At 69.8% G+C, this 15,932-nt stretch carries 15 protein-coding genes; 6 read left to right on the plus strand and 9 right to left on the minus strand.

What is annotated here, in order from left to right:
* Window positions 1–582, minus strand: a 582-nt coding sequence (locus tag VD972_RS17470; protein ID WP_324988459.1) for a COX15/CtaA family protein, incomplete at its 3' end; no start/stop codon positions are given.
* Window positions 583–1,128: 546 nt separating this feature from the next.
* On the opposite strand from VD972_RS17470, the gene VD972_RS17475 reads away from it, so the two are divergent.
* Window positions 1,129–2,154 carry a hypothetical protein gene (locus VD972_RS17475; RefSeq protein ID WP_324988461.1) on the plus strand — a complete coding sequence of 342 codons (1,026 nt, stop codon included), beginning with the start codon at window positions 1,129–1,131 and terminating at the stop codon, window positions 2,152–2,154.
* Here VD972_RS17475 and VD972_RS17480 read toward each other — a convergent pair.
* Entirely contained in the window at window positions 2,144–3,550 is a 1,407-nt protein-coding gene (locus VD972_RS17480; protein WP_324988463.1) for an NAD-dependent succinate-semialdehyde dehydrogenase, read from the minus strand. The two genes, VD972_RS17475 and VD972_RS17480, sit on opposite strands and share 11 nt — an antisense overlap.
* A gap of 173 nt (window positions 3,551–3,723) precedes the next feature.
* Here VD972_RS17480 and VD972_RS17485 point away from each other — a divergent pair, with 173 nt between their 5' ends.
* The gene (locus VD972_RS17485; RefSeq protein ID WP_324988465.1) at window positions 3,724–4,494 is read left to right on the plus strand and encodes a phosphatase PAP2 family protein; all 771 of its coding nucleotides are present in this window, start codon (window positions 3,724–3,726) and stop codon (window positions 4,492–4,494) included.
* Window positions 4,495–4,603: 109 nt separating this feature from the next.
* Window positions 4,604–4,834 (plus strand): hypothetical protein, encoded by a 231-nt coding sequence (locus tag VD972_RS17490; RefSeq protein ID WP_324988467.1) that lies wholly within the window; start codon window positions 4,604–4,606, stop codon window positions 4,832–4,834.
* Between the two features lie 234 nt (window positions 4,835–5,068).
* Here VD972_RS17490 and VD972_RS17495 read toward each other — a convergent pair whose 3' ends face one another.
* The gene (locus tag VD972_RS17495) at window positions 5,069–6,328 is read right to left on the minus strand and encodes a TCR/Tet family MFS transporter (protein WP_324988469.1); all 1,260 of its coding nucleotides are present in this window, start codon (window positions 6,326–6,328) and stop codon (window positions 5,069–5,071) included.
* Between the two features lie 137 nt (window positions 6,329–6,465).
* On the opposite strand from VD972_RS17495, the gene VD972_RS17500 reads away from it, so the two are divergent.
* The gene (locus VD972_RS17500) at window positions 6,466–7,383 is read left to right on the plus strand and encodes a DUF2167 domain-containing protein (RefSeq protein ID WP_324988471.1); all 918 of its coding nucleotides are present in this window, start codon (window positions 6,466–6,468) and stop codon (window positions 7,381–7,383) included.
* Between the two features lie 23 nt (window positions 7,384–7,406).
* The gene (locus tag VD972_RS17505) at window positions 7,407–9,140 is read left to right on the plus strand and encodes a histone deacetylase (protein ID WP_324988473.1); all 1,734 of its coding nucleotides are present in this window, start codon (window positions 7,407–7,409) and stop codon (window positions 9,138–9,140) included.
* A 48-nt stretch (window positions 9,141–9,188) separates the two neighbouring features.
* On the opposite strand, the gene VD972_RS17510 is transcribed toward VD972_RS17505, so the two are convergent.
* From VD972_RS17510 to VD972_RS17520, 3 genes are all read right to left on the minus strand, one after another.
* A complete protein-coding gene (locus VD972_RS17510) occupies window positions 9,189–10,016 on the minus strand; it encodes a hypothetical protein (RefSeq protein ID WP_324988474.1) in 828 nt (275 codons plus the stop codon).
* Between the two features lie 122 nt (window positions 10,017–10,138).
* Window positions 10,139–11,590 carry a serine/threonine-protein kinase gene (locus VD972_RS17515; protein WP_324988476.1) on the minus strand — a complete coding sequence of 484 codons (1,452 nt, stop codon included), beginning with the start codon at window positions 11,588–11,590 and terminating at the stop codon, window positions 10,139–10,141.
* Between the two features lie 275 nt (window positions 11,591–11,865).
* The gene (locus tag VD972_RS17520) at window positions 11,866–12,960 is read right to left on the minus strand and encodes a DNA ligase (RefSeq protein WP_324988478.1); all 1,095 of its coding nucleotides are present in this window, start codon (window positions 12,958–12,960) and stop codon (window positions 11,866–11,868) included.
* 181 nt (window positions 12,961–13,141) lie between these two features.
* Here VD972_RS17520 and VD972_RS17525 point away from each other — a divergent pair, with 181 nt between their 5' ends.
* Entirely contained in the window at window positions 13,142–13,627 is a 486-nt protein-coding gene (locus tag VD972_RS17525; RefSeq protein ID WP_324988480.1) for a gluconokinase, read from the plus strand.
* Between the two features lie 20 nt (window positions 13,628–13,647).
* Here VD972_RS17525 and VD972_RS17530 read toward each other — a convergent pair whose 3' ends face one another.
* From VD972_RS17530 to VD972_RS17540, 3 genes are all read right to left on the minus strand, one after another.
* Entirely contained in the window at window positions 13,648–14,682 is a 1,035-nt protein-coding gene (locus VD972_RS17530) for a phosphotransferase (RefSeq protein WP_324988482.1), read from the minus strand.
* A 68-nt stretch (window positions 14,683–14,750) separates the two neighbouring features.
* The gene (locus VD972_RS17535) at window positions 14,751–15,377 is read right to left on the minus strand and encodes a phenylalanine--tRNA ligase beta subunit-related protein (protein ID WP_324988484.1); all 627 of its coding nucleotides are present in this window, start codon (window positions 15,375–15,377) and stop codon (window positions 14,751–14,753) included.
* Window positions 15,378–15,387: 10 nt separating this feature from the next.
* On the minus strand, window positions 15,388–15,932 hold a 545-nt coding region (locus VD972_RS17540), incomplete at its 5' end, for an aldehyde dehydrogenase family protein (protein ID WP_324988486.1).

Consider the following 15,932-nt stretch of genomic DNA (forward strand, 5'->3'; position numbering starts at 1 on the left):
CGTGTCTCCCAGCGCAGCGATGGCCCCAGTCACTCCGAGCAGCGTCAGCGCCACCACCGCGGCGCCCACCAAGGCCCCCGCCAGTCCCTGCCCGCGCAGCACCATCCGTGAGCGCCCCGCCGCGAACCACATGGTCAGCGCCTGCGCACCCACGAGCAGGAAGGTGTTGAGGAGGTGGGCCGCCATCCAGAAGGCCCGGCCCATGGACTGGTCGTGCGCCACGTACTGGAAGAGCACCAACCCCGCGCCAATGGCTGCCTCCGTCAGCATGAAGACGAGCTGCAGGACCGCGGCACGCCGCACCGGGTGCCTCTTCGCGTGCGCCCGCAGGCCCCAGACACACAGCACCACTGCCAGCACCAAGGCCAGCCCGCTCGTCAGCCGGTGCGTGTACTCGACGAGCGTGGCCACGGTGGGCGCGCGCGGGATGACGTCGCCGTTGCACTTCGGCCAGTGGTCACCGCACCCGGCCCCCGAGCCCGTGGCGCGCACGAAGGCGCCCCAGAGGACCACGGCCAGCGTGTAGGCGAGCACGGCAGCGCTGAAGACCTGGAAGCGGCGAGAGGAGGCGGGGGAGCTCATTCGGTGGGGCGATCCCGGCGGGCGGACGCTCCTCCCTAACCCAGTTCGGCCTCGAGCGCCTCCTCCCCGGGCCTTCTGCCTTCACGCCTGCCACCTCCTTCCATCAGCAGGGGTGCTCGATGCCGACAGCCCCTGTCCACGAGCGCGGACGGTGACCGTCCACCAGGCGAGACAGTGATGCCGGGAAGGCCGTCAGCCGCAGTCCATGCCCGGGGCGCTCACCCATGAATCTCCTGGGGACATGGGGGCTTACGCACCTCTAGTAGCTCCTGCAGTGCCCTGGCACGCCAAGTGCTCTATCCCCTCGCAACACCGGGATGACAACCGGTGTCTCGGGATTCCGGTCAACAATCTCGAGGCGACCCTGGGCCGAGAGGGGCTCCCCCTGCTCTTGGCTCAGGGTCGCACTCTTTCAACATGCAACATGGATTTCTCCTGGCGCGTCGCGGATGGGGGATGCCTCAGGCGGTCGGTTGTTGGCTTCCCCGGAGGGGAGGCGGCGAAGCTTCTTCCCCTCGGACAGGAAGAAGTGGTTAGCCTCTTCCCGTGCCCCCTGCTTCTCCCAAGCCACCCACTTCTCTACCCTCGAGCGAGGATCGGCTGCGCCGGCTGCAGGACGCGCTGGCCGAGGGCGAGGAGCGTCGGGCGCAAGAGATGGAGGCGTGGGTGCGGGAGATGGGCCGCCTGCCCAACAGGGCTGAGCGCCGCGAGCTGGAGAAGCGCTGGCGCAGGCAGGCCAAGAAAGAGCTGAAGCGCGCGGAGCGGCAGGCCCGGCGTGCCGAGCAGAGGGCGCGTGAGGAAGCCTCGCGCAACCCAGTGCTCGGGGTGATGTTCGCGCTGGGCGCGCTGGTGGCGTTGGCGATTGCCCTGCGCTCCCGCAACATGTGGTGGCTGATCTTCATCGCCATCTTCGTCTTCGGGTACCAGGCGGCCCACCACCTGATGCCACGCAAGCCCATGGCAAAGCCGCTGCCCCTCGAGGGCGAGGCGGCGCTGCTCCCGCCGTCCGAGCGAGCACCCGAGGTGGCAGACCCGCGCATGGCCCGGGTGGATGCGCTCTGCGACAAGCTGCGGGCGGCGCTGCGCGAGGGGCATCCGGTGTTGCGTGAGGTGGTCCACGCCCCCGACCAGACGGTGGAGGCGCTGCGGAGGAGCTGCCACGAGCTGGCCCGGCGTGAGCGCGAGCTGCGCGCGCTGACCTCCCCCGAGGACGAGCGTCGGCTGACGGACGAGCACGCGGCCCTGGCCGCCCGGGTGGAGGCGGAGAAGGACGCGGTGGCGAGGGAGCGCCTCGCCTCGGCGCTCGCGGTCCTGGAGGAGCAGCAGCGCCAGCGGGCGGAGCTGGCCACGGCGGCTGCGCGCCTGGAGGCGGAGCACACGCGGCTGTACTACACGCTGGAGAATCTCTACACCCAGGTGCTGCGAGTGCGCACGGCGGACGCGGCCTCCGAGGACGTGGCGGGCGCGGGGCTGCGCCACAGCGTGGAGCAGATCGGCGCGGAGATGGAGGCGGTGACGGAGGCGCTGGAGGAGGTCCACCGCGCTCCCAGCACGCGCGTGCCTACTCGTTAGCCGAGGCCTGGGTGGGCGCCGCCACGGTGCCGGCGGAGATGCGCACCGTCTTCGCGTTGAGGAACTCGCGGAAGCCGTGCAGCGCCAGCTCGCGGCCGTGCCCCGAGTGCTTCACTCCACCAAAGGGCAGCCGCGGGTCCGAGGCTACCATCTGGTTGACGAACACCATGCCTGTCTCGATGCCGTCGATGAACCGCTGCGTCTCCGCCTCGTCGTGGGTCCAGACGCTCGCGCCCAGGCCGTAGGGCGTGTCGTTGGCGAGCGCGATGGCGTGCTCCACGTCCTTCGCCTTGAAGAGCACGGCCACCGGACCGAATAGCTCCTCGCCCGCGGCAGGCGAGCCCGGTGCTGGCTCCGCGAGCACCGTGGGCGGGTAGTAGCTCCCCGGGCCCGTGGGCAGCGTGCCGCCCACCAGCAGCCTCGTCCCCGCCGCCACGCTCTTCTCCACCTGCGCGTGCAGCCCCTGGCGGATGCCCTCCGTGGCCAGCGGACCCACCTCCGTCTTTGGATCCATCGGATCGCCCATCACCGCCCGGCGCATCCGCTCCACGAAGCGGCGCTCGAACTCGGGGTAGATGGACTCATGGACGATGAAGCGCTTGGCCGCGATGCACGACTGGCCGTTGTTGATGAGGCGGGCCTTCACCGCCGTCTCCACCGCGAGCTCCAGCTTCGCGGAAGGCATGATGATGAATGGATCGCTGCCGCCCAGCTCCAGCACCACCTTCTTCAAGGCCCGGCCCGCCTGGCTGCCCACCGCGCGCCCCGCGCCCTCGCTGCCGGTGAGGGTGGCGGCCTTCACGCGCGGGTCGTCAATGACGCGGGGGATGTCTCCGGACTCGATGAGCAGCGTCTGGAAGGCGCCCTTGGGGAAGCCCGCGCGCAGGAACAGCTCCTCGAGCGCCAGCGCGCACTGCGGCACGTTGTGCGCGTGCTTCAGCAGCCCCACGTTCCCGGCCATCAGCGCCGGAGCGGCGAAGCGGATGACCTGCCAGAAGGGGAAGTTCCACGGCATGATGGCCAGCACCGGCCCCAGTGGCTGGTAGTGGACGTAGCTGCGGTCGCCACCGGTGTCGATCGGCTCGTCACGCAGGTACGCCTCGCCGTGCTCTACGTAGTAGCGGCAGGCCGTGGCGCACTTCTGCGATTCGGCCTTGGCGGCCTCGAAGGGCTTGCCCATCTCCTGCGTCATGACTCGCCCGAAGTGGTCGGCCTCTGTCTCCAGCAGCTCGGCGGCACGAGCCAGCCAGCGCTTCCGGTCCGCCAGGGGCGTGTGGCGGTAGGTGCGGAATGTCTCGTCGGCGAGCCGCAGCCGCGCCTCGAGCTCCTCGGCGGTGTGAGCTGCGAAGGTACGGATCGTCCTGCCAGTCGTCGGATCGATGGTCGCGATGGCCACGTGGGGTTCCTCCTGAGCGCAGTGATAGCAGTCTGGTGGCAGAGGACAACGGCGCAGGCAGAGCGGCGTTCAGGGGAACACGCCTGTCGATGAGGACTCGACTTCTGTGCACTTCCATGCGGCGGCGAGAGATCGAGCGTCGCCACCCGGTGGGAGTGCATAGGGTGAAGGCCATGGTCCGTCGTCTCAGGGAAGCGGCCTCCGCGCTGATGGGGGTGGATGGAGTCCGGCTGCTCGGGCTGCTGCTGGCGCTCGTGTGTTGCTGCTTGGGCTTCATGGTCCTGTCGAGCGAGATCGTGGAGCAGGAGACGCAGAGCTTCGATGAGACCGTGGTGCTGGCGCTGCGCCGGTCAGACAACCCCGCAGTCCCCATTGGCCCCCCCTGGCTGCGCAAAGCGGCGCTGGACGTGACGGCGCTGGGAGGCGTGACGGTGCTGACACTCGTCATGGTGGCGGTGTGCGGCTTCCTGGCGCTGGTGCGGCGCTTTCGCTCGCTGCTGCTGGTGCTCGGATCCACGGTGGGTGGCGCACTGTTGAACTCTGCCCTCAAGGCGCTCTTTGCACGGCCTCGGCCCACCGTGGTGCCCCACCTCGCAGAGGTAGACGCACCGAGCTTTCCCAGCGGCCACGCGATGCTCTCGGCCATCGTCTACCTCACGCTGGGTGCGATGCTGGCGCAGCTCATCGAGCGCCGGTGGCTCAAGGCCTACGTGCTCGGGGTGGCGCTGATGCTGACTTTCCTCGTGGGGCTGACGCGGGTGTTCCTGGGGGTGCATTACCTCACGGATGTGCTGGGCGGGTGGATGGCAGGTCTGGCCTGGGCGCTCTTCACTACGCTGCTGGCCCGCGCGCTCAAGCGGCGCAGCCCCGCACTGCGGGAAGAGGTGCGCACGGGCGCGGACATGTCCCATGGCAGCGCTCCTCTCGGCGAGGAACGAGGCTGAGATCCTCGAGAAAGGCTCCCTGAGGACTGGGCCCTCGGGAGTCAGCTCTGGGAAACAAGCCCTGCGAGGACCTGGCCACACCGGGGTCTCCGAGGATGGCAGTCTGGCCATGGCCCGAGGGGCTGTGGTGGAGCGGTTGCGCAATGTCGAGGAGGGGGTGCAGCAGGGCTGGATGTTCGCGAGGCGCCCCATCGGGAGTGGCTCCCTCACGGTACGGCAGCGGGTGGAGGGGCTGCCCTTCGTCGGCGAGACGGCCTTGGGGCTTCACTTCGAGGACCCGCGGGGCCGCCTGGGCGTGCGCTACGGCGCAGCGGAGTGGACCGACGCGAGCGGCGGGTAAGCACCGCGGGCCAGGTGCACGACCGGGTGGGCCTGAAGGGCCGACGGCGCGTCAGCCAAACCTGTCTAACAAGTATACAGGTTCAGTCAGAGCGCGCCGCCGGTGGGCCCTCGAGACGGCTGTGGGCAGCTGGGCTGTGGGCCGTGGGCGAGCGGGACGGCCGGCGCGGGAGGACCCGTCAGCCGACGGGAGGACCCGCGCCGAGACGAGGGGCCCGCGACCTGCGTTTCCGCTCTATCGCGCAACCTGATCCGAGGTCACAGCCTCCCGTGCTCCCAGGCGTGTGACACGCCACGAGAGGAACAGGGCTCCCACCATGAGTGTCCCGGCGAGCAGGTATGGGGCGCCGGGCAGGTGGGGAAGGCTGTCTCCGCGGAGGGCGGCAGCGAGGATCTGCGTGAACAACACCGGCCCTATCATCCCAGTGATGCCGCGCAGACTGCTCATCGCTCCTTGGAGCTGACCCTGCTCGGAAGGGTTCACCCGGCGAGTCATCAAGGCTTGGATGGAAGGTCCGGCCAGTCCCATCAGCCCGCCCAACGGGATGCCGATCAGGAAGAGCAGGCCCGTGGGGGCCAGGCCGTAGCACAGGAACGAGAGGGCCCCGAATGCCAGCCCGGTGAGCATTGCGCGCCGCTCGCCGAGCCGGGCCACGGCTGGGCCCATGAGAGCCCCCGAGACGATCGTAGAGGTCACCCCGACTGCCGCGAGCGCGAGGCCGACCGTGCGCTCGCTCCAGGCGTAGCGGTAGTCCGTGTAGAGCACGAAGATGCTCGAGAGGGACTCGTGTGCCAGATAGTACAGGAAGGTCGCTGCGGCCAGGCCGGTCAGCTCTCCATGCGAGCGCAGGAGCTTCAGCGAGCCCAGCGGATTGGCTCGCCGCCATTGGAAGGCCGAGCGGCGCTCCGGCGGCAGTGACTCTGGCAGGACGAAGAAGCCATAGGCCGCGTTCAGGAGGCTGAGCACCGCGGCGGCCCAGAACGGCAGCCTCAGGCTGATATCCCCGAGCACCCCGCCGACCGCTGGGCCCACGATGAATCCCAAGCCGAAGGCCGCGCCCAGCATGCCGAAGCGCGCGGCACGCTTCTCCACCGGCGTCACATCGGAGATGTAGGCGCCCGCGGTGGAGAAGCTCGCGGCGGTGATCCCGGAGATAAGCCGGCCGATGAAGAGCCACTCCAGCGAGGGAGCCAGCGCCATCAGCACGTAGTCGAGCCCCAGGCCGAAGTTCGACAGCAGGATCACCAGCCGCCGACCGTAGCGGTCCGACAGCGAGCCGAGCACCGGCGAGAACACGAACTGCATGGCCGCCCAGGTGAAGCCGAACAGGCCGGTGACGGAGGCCGCGCTGGCAATATCACCGTCCTTGAACGTGATGATGAGCTTCGGCAGCACGGGAGCCATGACGCCCAGCGCCAGCATGTCGAGCATGACGGTGACGAAGATGAAGGCAAAGGCGGCGCGGCCAGGCGTTCGGGAGTCTTGGGCGGTCATGACGCGGGAGCTCGGAGCCGCTGCACACCACAGAACCCGTCAAGCTGGGAGGAAAAACATCCGCTTCCCTCCCGGCGGGTGGACCCCGCGAAGCGCCGAGTGGCATGCTCCGCGTCCCTGCCCTTGGAGCCTCGTCGATGCGCGCTGCTTGGAAATGGATGGTCGCTGGACTGCTGCTCACGCCGATCGTTGCCCTGGCGGATGTGGCCCCTCCCGAGGAGGCAGAGGAGCCCGTTGAGCAGGAGGCGGACGCGCCGTCCGAGCTCCCTCCTGGCGTGAAGCCCGGCCCGGCCAAGGTCGAGCTCGGCCATGAGCTGTCGCTCGACGTGCCCGAGGAGCATGTCTACCTGGACAAGTCCATCGCCGCGAAGGTCCTGGAGCAGAACGGCTCCTTTCACCACGACAACCTGCTCGGCCTCGTGGTGAGCAAGGAGGAGAAGGCGCCGTGGTTCGTCGTCATCCGCTATGAGGACGAGGGCTTCATCAAGGATGAGGAGGAGCTCGACGGGAACGAGATCCTGGACGCCATCAAGGAAGGCCAGGAGGCGGCCAATGAGGAGCGCGTGCAGCGCGGCTTCAAGGCGCTGCGGATCGGCGACTGGACGGAGGCGCCGCACTACGACCGGACGAAGCACCACCTCATCTGGGCGCTCAACGCGTCCACGGACGAAGGCACCTCGGTCAACTACAACACCCGCGTGCTCGGGCGCCGAGGCTACGTGTCCCTGAACCTGGTGGTGGACCCGGAGCACCTGGAGCCGAGCAAGCCCCATGTGGTGAAGCTGCTGCAGAGCACCACGTTCAACCAGGGTGCGCGGTACGCGGACTTCCAGGAGGGCACCGACAAGGTCGCCGAGTATGGCCTCGCCGGCATCGTGCTGGGCGGCGCGGGCCTGGGAGCGGCCAAGATTGCCAAGGTCGGCCTGCTCGCCAAGGGAGGGAAGCTGATCCTCGGCTTCCTGATCGCGGGCAAGAAGGTCCTCGCCGTGGTGGTGATAGGGCTGGTGCTGCTCCTGAAGAAGCTCTTGGGCAGCAAGAACTCCGAGAACCCCTGAGTGCTCCTGAGGGCCGCCGGCGGATGAGAGGCTGGCTGGAGGAATGGTGGGCGCGGCTGCGCCCCGACCGGGCCCGGGTTCCCGTCTTCTACGACGAGACCTATCGGCTGCCGTTCGCCGGCCTCGAGCTCTCCACCGGCATTGAGCCGCGCCGGGTGGACTTCACCACCTGGTACCTGCTCGAGACAGGCGTGGTGAGGCCCTCGGACATCCACCGCCCGAGGCCTGCCTCGTACGAGCAGCTCGCTCGGGTCCATGGCGCGGCCTACCTGGAGTCCCTGGGACGCCCGGAGACGCTGGCTCGCATCTTCGCGGTGGATCCCTCCGATGTGGCGGTGGACACGCTGCTGGACACGCTGCGCCGGGTCTGCGGCGGCACGTTGGAGGCTGCCCGGATGGCGCTGAGGCAGGGGCGCCCCGTCGCCAATCTGGCGGGCGGGTTCCACCATGCCGCGCCAGACCACGGCGGTGGCTTCTGCGCCGTCAATGACATGGCTGTGGCGCTCGCGGACGTGCGCGCGGAAGGCTTCCAAGGAAAGACGGTGGTGCTGGACCTGGACGCGCACCCGCCGGATGGCACCGCCGCGTGCTTCGCCGGCGATCCCAAGGTGTGGATCGGATCCATCTCCGGGAGCGACTGGGGGAGCGTCTCCGGCGCGGACGAGGTGCTGTTGCCTGACAACGCGGGGGATGCGGAGTACCTCGCTGCGCTGGAGGCCTTGCTGGGCCGCATGCCTCAGGCGGAGCTGGCCTTCGTCATCGCCGGTGGGGACGTGCTGGGCGCGGATCGCTTTGGCCGCCTGGGCCTCTCACTGGACGGGGCGCGGAGGCGGGATCGGCTCGTGGCGCGGGCGCTCCGAGGCCTCCCGGCCGTGTGGCTGCCGGGAGGGGGCTACCACCCGGAGGCCTGGAAGGTGTTCGCCGGCTCGATCCTGATCCTCGGCGGGCGTGGGCACCAGCCCATCCGGGCGCGCTTTGATCCGCTCAGCGCCCGGTTCCAGCGCATCTCCCGGCTGTTGTCGCGAGAGCCGCTGTCGGACTGGGAGCCCATCACCCAGGAGGACCTCGAAGGGGCCATGGGCCACGTGGCTCCGAGCGATCAGCGGGTGCTGGGCTACTACACCGCGCAGTCGCTCGAGTACGCGCTGTTCCGCTACGGACTGCTGCCGCACCTGGAGCGGCTGGGCTACCGCGGGCTGCGCGTGGAGGTGGGTACGACGGGGGCGGGCGATCGCATCCAGCTGCTGGGACACGCAGGAGGGCAGGAGCACGTGCTGGTGGACTGTGTCCTGGAGCGCAAGCGCCTGGGAGAAGAAGCGCTGCTCTTCGTCAACTGGCTCACGCTGCGTCACCCGCTCGCACGCTTCAGCGACCTGAGGCCCCAGCTCCCGGGCCAGGAGGTGCCAGGCTTGGGGCTGTCGCGCGAGGCCGCGGAGATGTTCATGCTCATGGCGGATCGGCTGAGGCTTGCCGGAGTGGCGTTCCGGCCCATGTGGTACCACCTGGCCGTGGTGGCGCGCTCCCGCTTCCGCTTCGTGGATCCGGCCCGCCAGGGACGCTTCGAGGCGCTCATGAGGGATCTGGCGCACGTGCCGCTGCTGGAGGTGACCCACCTGGTGGCGAAGGGGCACGTGCGGCTCAATGGCCAGCCCTATGTCTGGGAGGCGGATGACATGGTGTCGCGCCGGGCCCCTGTGAGCGATGACGCGGAGGCCCTCTCCCTGGAGCGCGAGCGCTGCCGCTACACCGTGGAGTGAGGAGGGGATGGACAGGCGAACCGCGAGGGTGAGCCACGTCTTCACCGCTCAGGTGCAGGAGCCGCTGGCGTTACACGTGCGGTTGCACTTCACGCACGCCGCGCCGCCCTGTCCGCACTCGTCCTTCGTGTTGCCGGGCTCACAGGTGTTGCCGCTGCAGCAGCCGGTGCACGAGCCCGGCGTGCACTCGCACCGGCCCGACACGCACTGCTGGCCGAACCCGCAAGGCCCACCACCGCCACACCTGCATGAGCCGTTCGAGCACCGGTCCGCGGTGCGGGGATCGCACGCGGGGCCACGCCCGCAGGCGCAGAAACCCTCGGAGGAACAGGTGCTCGCCGTCTGCGGATCACACTGCTTACAGGCGATGCCACCCGTGCCACAGGTATTGAAGGTGGGAGCAGTGCAGACGCCGTCCATGCAGCAGCCATCTGGGCAGTCGGCGCAGAACGAGCCATCGTCAGGCCCAGCGGGCTCCAGCCGCACGGTGACATCCACCTCGCTGCCCTCTTGGATCTGCACCTGGCCGGTGCCGAGCGCCACCCGCGTGCCCTCTCGCATTCCCGCCACCTGCAGCACCGCCTCCGAGCCGTCCGGAGCGGACGGCAGCAAGATGCGGAAGGTCTCCCCATTGGCGAGCAGCCGCTCGGGTTGCGCCGGCAGGAGCTGGGGGCCAATGCCGCTGTCCGCCACCGTCCCCGACACGAGCAGCTGATCCATGAGCAGAGACGGCGGGAAATCGATGGTGACGTAGAGCGCCGTTCCAACGGATTCCCGGCACGCACCCGACAGCGTGGCCAACCCCAGCAGCCAGAGCCCGCAGAGATACCGGCCCCACCCTCTCACCGTGCTCGCGGTGTGTCTTCTGCTCACCATGGAATTTTCAGCTTAGCGGGGTCCCGCGGGTGGCTGACAGGGAAGCCGGTGGAGGGAAGCGCCCTCGTTGAGAAGGAGACGCTTACCCAGGGTGCGGTGGGCGGCAGCCGACAATGGCGTGGCTACAGGAGCGTGCAGTCCTGGGGCACGCCCACGGGCGCGGCGGGCATCACGCGGGAGGGCCGCATCCGGCGCAGGTACTCGCGGAGCTGGGCGGAGGGGTTGATGAACTGGAGCCCTACGCCGGGCGACATGCCCCACGTGCGGGCCTGCGCCGAGTCCACGTGCCGCACCACCTCGGCCATGCACTCCACCGGCACTCCCTCCAGCAGCAGCGAGAACTCGAGCCGGCTGAAGAGCTGCGGGAAGGGCTCCGAGCAGCACATGAAGAGGCCGCCGCGGCTCAGCTCCGTGCACTGCACCTCCACCGCGCCCGCACCGCTGCGGCGGCGCACGCGGGCCGTCCAGCTCTGAGGCAGCGGCGACTCCGCTCGTGGCAGGTGCGCCTGGGGAATGCGCAGGGACACAGTGGGGGAGGGCACCGGCGTGCTGGCACGCAGGGGCCCAGGCACGGGGGTGAGCCGGCCCCGCGCAGAGTCGCTCGTGGAGGACTCCAGGGCCCGCTTGAAGTCGATCGCACGCGCGAAGCGCTCCGCCGGCCGGCGTGCCAGCGCGTTCAGGATCGCCTCCGAGAGCGCCACGGGGATGCGCGGGTTGAGCAGGTGCGGTGCCATGGGCATGGGCGCCGTCGGAGACAGGACGATCTCGGCGACCTGGCCGCGCGGATAGGGCAGCCGCCCCGTGGCCATGAGGTAGGCCGTTACCCCCAGCGCATAGATGTCCGCGCGCCCGTCCACCTGCTGCCCCGTCCACTGCTCGGGGGCCATGTACGCGGGCGTGCCCAGCACCATGCCCACCGCCGTGAGCTGCGGGTGCGTGAGCGGGCCGCGCGCCTTGGCCACGCCGAAGTCCAGCACCTTCAGCGAGGGGCGGTGAGCGCCCTCGCGCCGAACCACGAAGAGGTTGTCCGGCTTCAGATCCCGGTGCACCACGCCGGCGTTGTGCGCGGCCTCGAGCGCCTCACACGCCTGCGCCAGCAGGTGCGTGAGCAGGCCTGGCTCCAGGGGCCGAGGCAGCTGCGACAGTGGCTCGCCCTCCAGGTACTCCATGACGATGTAGTGGAGGCCACCTGGGGCCTCGTTGATGTCGAAGATGCGGACGATGTTGGGGTGCCCTACCACGTTCACCGTCTTCGCCTCGGCGTAGAAGCGCGCGCGCAGGCCCGCATCCTGACTGAGGTGCGGGTGCAGCACCTTGAGCGCCACCCTCGCGCCGATGCGCGTCTGCTCCGCCTGGTACACCGTCCCCATGCCGCCCGAGCCCAGCCGTCGCACCACGCGGTAGTACCCGAGCACCTGGCCCACCAGATCCACGGGCACTTCAGGGGCTCGCGGTGCGGGAGGCTGCGGCCGCGAGGGCCCTCCTGCGGCGGTGAGCTGGCCCGACTGGCTCCAGTGCACGTTGCCGCACAGCACGTCGTCAGTGTGGTCGGAGAGACAGAGCTCGCAGCGCATGGGTCTGAGAACCTGGAAAGGGGGTTATCCCTGATGCACTGCAAGACGTGTGCGCCGTCACCGGTTGCACGGACCGTTGCCCCTGGGAGACAGCGCACCCTCGCTCCATGACAATTCGAGGAGTTGCAGTGTCATACGAAGCACAGGCTCACCCTGGCGCCTGAGGTGCGACGTCAAATCGTTCAATGCGATCCCTCATTTTTTCCAGTTCACAATGAATTGAACCTTCTGCCGGACACTGGGTGGAAAGAGGGTCCGGCGGAAAACGCGGCGCGTCAGGACCGCTTGCGCTTGCCCTGGGGTGCCCAGGGCTCCGCGTCGATGCGCACGCCCACGTAGGAGGGGAAGCGCGGCACGCCGTCGTTGGAGAGCTCCTGGTAGCGGAAGGTGATGATGCTGCCGAGGGCGGGAGGGTTCTCGCGCTCGGCGTCAGACAGGCCGGTGCCCACCGAGAAGCGGGTGCCGTTGCGCAGCTCCACCTCGAGCGCGCCCAGCCGGCCCTTGTGCCGCCCCGCGCCGGGCTGGTGGCCGAGGACGCGGGCCTCGTCATCATGGAAGCTCTTCACCTTCAGCAGGGTGTAAGAGCGGCCCACCTCGTAGCGCGAGCCGGGCTGGCGCAGCATGAGCCCCTCGCCGCCGAGCCCCTCCACCCGCGCCAGCTCCGTGCGCAGGTGCTGGACGCCCTGGCAGGGCTCGTGGGGGAGCCACTCGGCGTAGGGCGGCGCCAGGTCCTCCACGTACTCCTGGACGTGGGCGATGCGCTCCTCGAAGGTGCGCTCCAGGCTCGGCGCGTCGAAGATGACGAAGGCCAGCTCCTTCCAGTCATCGCTCATGTCCTGCCGGCGGACGATGGACACGGTGCGCTGGAACTTCTTGCGCCCGCCAAACAGCTCTCCATCGAGCGGGTAGTCCGGCAGCTTCTCGGTGAACCAGTCCGGCGCGTAGAAGGGGTTGCCCTGGCGCGAGAGGAAGCGCTTCCCATCCCACCAGGCGCGCACGCCGTCGAGCTTCTCGCTCATCCACCAGCCAGTGAGATCCGTGTCGTTCGCCCACGAGTGGGCCAGCAGCACCGGCGGGGCCTTGCCGTCACCTGAGGCCGCGGTGGCGCGCTTGCTCGTGGCGGCCCGGTTGGTGGTGCGGTTGGCGGTGCCAGCGGCAGCCTGGGAGGCCGCGGCGCCGATGCGCGCGTCCTCGGCCTCGTCGCCGCGGATCTTGCGCAGGTGCTTGCAGGTGCGGCGCTCGATGGTGACGGACTGATTGCGCCACGCCGGGCATGAGCACGAGTACACCCCCCCTGTGTTCTTCAGGATGTACGGCTTGGCACCCGAGCCTTGGACCTCGAGCTGCCCGCCATTCGGAATATCGGACACGTGTTTGACCCCTCACAGCGCCGCGAGCTCCTCGCAGCGACGAAGGGAATCGTATCTCTCAGGTCTGATGTGGACGGAGGACTTTAGAGGATGGGTGAACGGCGGCCATCCTCGGGGGTAGCGGCGGCCGAGGAAGTGCCTCACCATGAGTGAAGGGCGATGCATACCGAGGGCATGGCGCATGGTGATCATCCTCATGGGAGTGGCCGGGGCGGGGAAGACGACGATTGGAGAGCGGCTGGCGGAGGCGCTGGGGTGGCAGTTCCTGGAGGGGGATGACTTCCATCCCCCGGCGAACGTGGCGAAGATGGCCGCGGGGATCCCGCTGACGGATGAGGATCGTGCGCCGTGGCTGGAGCGGCTGCGCGGGCTCATCACGGACACGCTGGCTCGAGGCGAGGATGCGGTGCTGGCGTCCTCGGCGCTGAAGCAGTCCTACCGGCAGCTCCTCACGGTGGATTCTTCCCAGGTGCGGTGGGTGTACCTGTCGGCGCCACCGGAGGTGCTCGCGAGCCGGCTGGCCCGGCGCGTGGGCCACTTCATGCCGCTGAGCCTGCTCGACAGCCAGCTCGAGACGCTGGAGGCCCCCGCGGAGGCGCTGCAGGTGGACGTGACGCCGAGCCCGGACGAGGTGGTCTCGAGGATTCGGGCGGGGCTGGGGGTGTAGGCTCGGGCTCGAGCGCCGGCTTACCGGAACGCAGGCCAGACGGGGAGCTCCACCGTCCAGCGCTCGCGCAACCGCGCTTCCAGGGATTGCAGCGTGCGTGCGAGGGCCGGGACCGGGTTCAGCGGCTCCATCAGGAACCGACACCGCTCGAGGTGACGCAGCAGCGCGGCGCGCTCAGTAAAGCCGGGAGCCCAGTCTCGGTCCCGCTCCAGCGCCTTGGGGGAGATCCACTGGAAGACGTTCACGGTGCGCGCGGCCGCCACCGTGGCGCGGGCGCGCAGGTAGTCTGAGTCCACCTGCGCCGCGTAGCACCCCTGGCTCAGCCCGCTCCGGTAGTAGGCGTCCGCGCGGGCGACGAGCTCCTCCGGGAGCGGCACGGTCAGCAGCCACATCAGCGCGTCGTAGAGGGCGTTGCGCATCCCCGCGTACTCGAAGTCCAGCAGGCGTGGGCCCTCGCGGGTGAAGAGCGAGTTGCCCGGCGCCATGTCTCCGTGGGTGAAGGCGAGGAACGGGCCGGGATCGGCGAGCTCGCGCGCGAGCTGCTCCAGGTCCGCCTGGAGCCCGGGATCCTCCCGTGCACCCACCATCTCCACCCATCGCCGCAGCCGCCCGGCGTTGTCCACCAGGTAGCGCGCGTTCTCGATGCGTACCCGCTCGTGGCGCGGTTCAATCGCCTGGCGCACAGAGTCGTAGTCCGACTGGGCGCCCAGCGTCCGGACGTGCAGCAGGGCGGTGAGCCGGACGATGGACATGAGCCCGCCGCTGGCGGTCCGCGCGTCGTCGTCCTGCAGCAGCTCCTCGAGGCGCTGGCCTCGGCCCAGATCCTCCATCACGAAGAGGCGCGCCTCCTCGCTCCCGGCGAGGAAGCGAGGCCCCACGTGCAGGCCGCGCTGGGTGAGGAACAGGAGCCCGGCCCATTCGTCCAGGCCGCACACCGGATCGTCCCGGAAGTGCTTGAGGACGACGCTGCTCTCCTCGCCGCCGCCGACCACACGGGCCCGGACCACGACGCTGCGAGACTCCGTGCGGAGCACCTCCGGATCGGTGAGCAGCACCGGGCGGCCCCAGGCCGCGGAGAGCGTCCGAGCCCCATCGGCGAGCAGCAGCTCGAGGTCCGGCGTGCTCAGGGAAGGCGCTCCACGGTGGCGCCCAGGCGCTCGAGCTGCTCGCGGTACCAGGCAAAGGCGCGCGCGGTCCGGTCTCCCAGCGCCTTGGCGCCCCACAGGACGGTGAGGGTGCGGCGGGTGTCCGCGTTCGTCTTGGTGCGCTGCGCGTCCTTCACCGCGTTGGCGCAGGGGCCCTCCGCGTCGAAGAGGCACAGCAGCCCCGCCAGGTCGATGGTCTGCCCGGAGGCGTTGAAGACGTACTGCGAGCCCTCGGGGGCGATGCCGAGGCGGAAGGGCGCCTGGGCGCGGTCCAGGTCCACCACGCTGATGGGCAGGCCGCTGTGGAGGGAGACGGCGTTGCACGCATCCACCGCGGTGTTGATGGAGCCCAGCGAGCCATCTCCCGCCGCGCGCACGAGGTACTCCGAGGCGGGCTTGCCGCGGCCCGTGGGCTTGTAGCCGCCGTGGCGCAGCAGGTCCCGGACGACGCCGCGCACGGAGTCGTCGCTGGTGAGCGGCGCGGAGGCCTCTGGCTTCAGGAGGGCGGTGAGCCACTCCGGAGAGGGGAGGGAGGACAGTGGCCCTGGGAAGGTAGTGGTGAAGGCCAGGGCATCGAGCAGGGGATGGGGATCGACGGTGAGCACGGACGGGAGGCTACTCGAACAGGCGGCTCGCGAGACGGGCGAGCTGCTGCGCCTTGCCCGTGTATGGAGGGAAGAAGAAGTGCGCCAGGGACGCGCGCCCTTGCCGCAGCACCGCCCGCGCGTGGCTCAGCTCCCGGAAGCCCACCTCCCCATGGTACGCGCCCAGCCCGCTCGGCCCCACGCCGCCGAAGGGCAGGCTCGGGTTGGCGAAGTGGAGGACCACGTTGTTCACCACCGTCCCGCCCGCCGAGGTCTGCCGCAGCAACTGCTCTATCTGTGCCTCGTCCTGGCTGAAGATGTACATGGCCAGCGGCTTGCCACCACCGCGGATGGTCTCCACTACGGTCTCGAGCTGCTCGTAGCGCAGCACCGGCAGGAGCGGCCCGAAGATCTCCTCCTCCATCACCGCCGCCCCGGGCGTTACGTCCGCCAGCACCGTGGGGGCGATGTAGCGGCTGGCCGCGTCCACCACGCCTCCGGCCACCAGCCGGCCCCCGCCGCTCACCGTCCGATCCAGCATCCCGCACACGCGCGAGAAGGCGGCGTCATCCACCA

The organism is Hyalangium sp. (assembly GCF_035629615.1).
Classification (GTDB): domain Bacteria; phylum Myxococcota; class Myxococcia; order Myxococcales; family Myxococcaceae; genus Hyalangium.

Coding starts and splice junctions, on each gene's coding strand:
- VD972_RS17500 (WP_324988471.1), top strand. CDS start 6,466: ATGCGCGCTGCTTGGAAATGGATGGTCGCTGGACTGCTGCTCACGCCG.
- VD972_RS17490 (WP_324988467.1), top strand. CDS start 4,604: ATGGCCCGAGGGGCTGTGGTGGAGCGGTTGCGCAATGTCGAGGAGGGG.
- VD972_RS17495 (WP_324988469.1), bottom strand. CDS start 6,328: ATGACCGCCCAAGACTCCCGAACGCCTGGCCGCGCCGCCTTTGCCTTC.
- VD972_RS17485 (WP_324988465.1), top strand. CDS start 3,724: ATGGTCCGTCGTCTCAGGGAAGCGGCCTCCGCGCTGATGGGGGTGGAT.
- VD972_RS17510 (WP_324988474.1), bottom strand. CDS start 10,016: ATGGTGAGCAGAAGACACACCGCGAGCACGGTGAGAGGGTGGGGCCGG.
- VD972_RS17525 (WP_324988480.1), top strand. CDS start 13,142: ATGGTGATCATCCTCATGGGAGTGGCCGGGGCGGGGAAGACGACGATT.
- VD972_RS17515 (WP_324988476.1), bottom strand. CDS start 11,590: ATGCGCTGCGAGCTCTGTCTCTCCGACCACACTGACGACGTGCTGTGC.
- VD972_RS17505 (WP_324988473.1), top strand. CDS start 7,407: ATGAGAGGCTGGCTGGAGGAATGGTGGGCGCGGCTGCGCCCCGACCGG.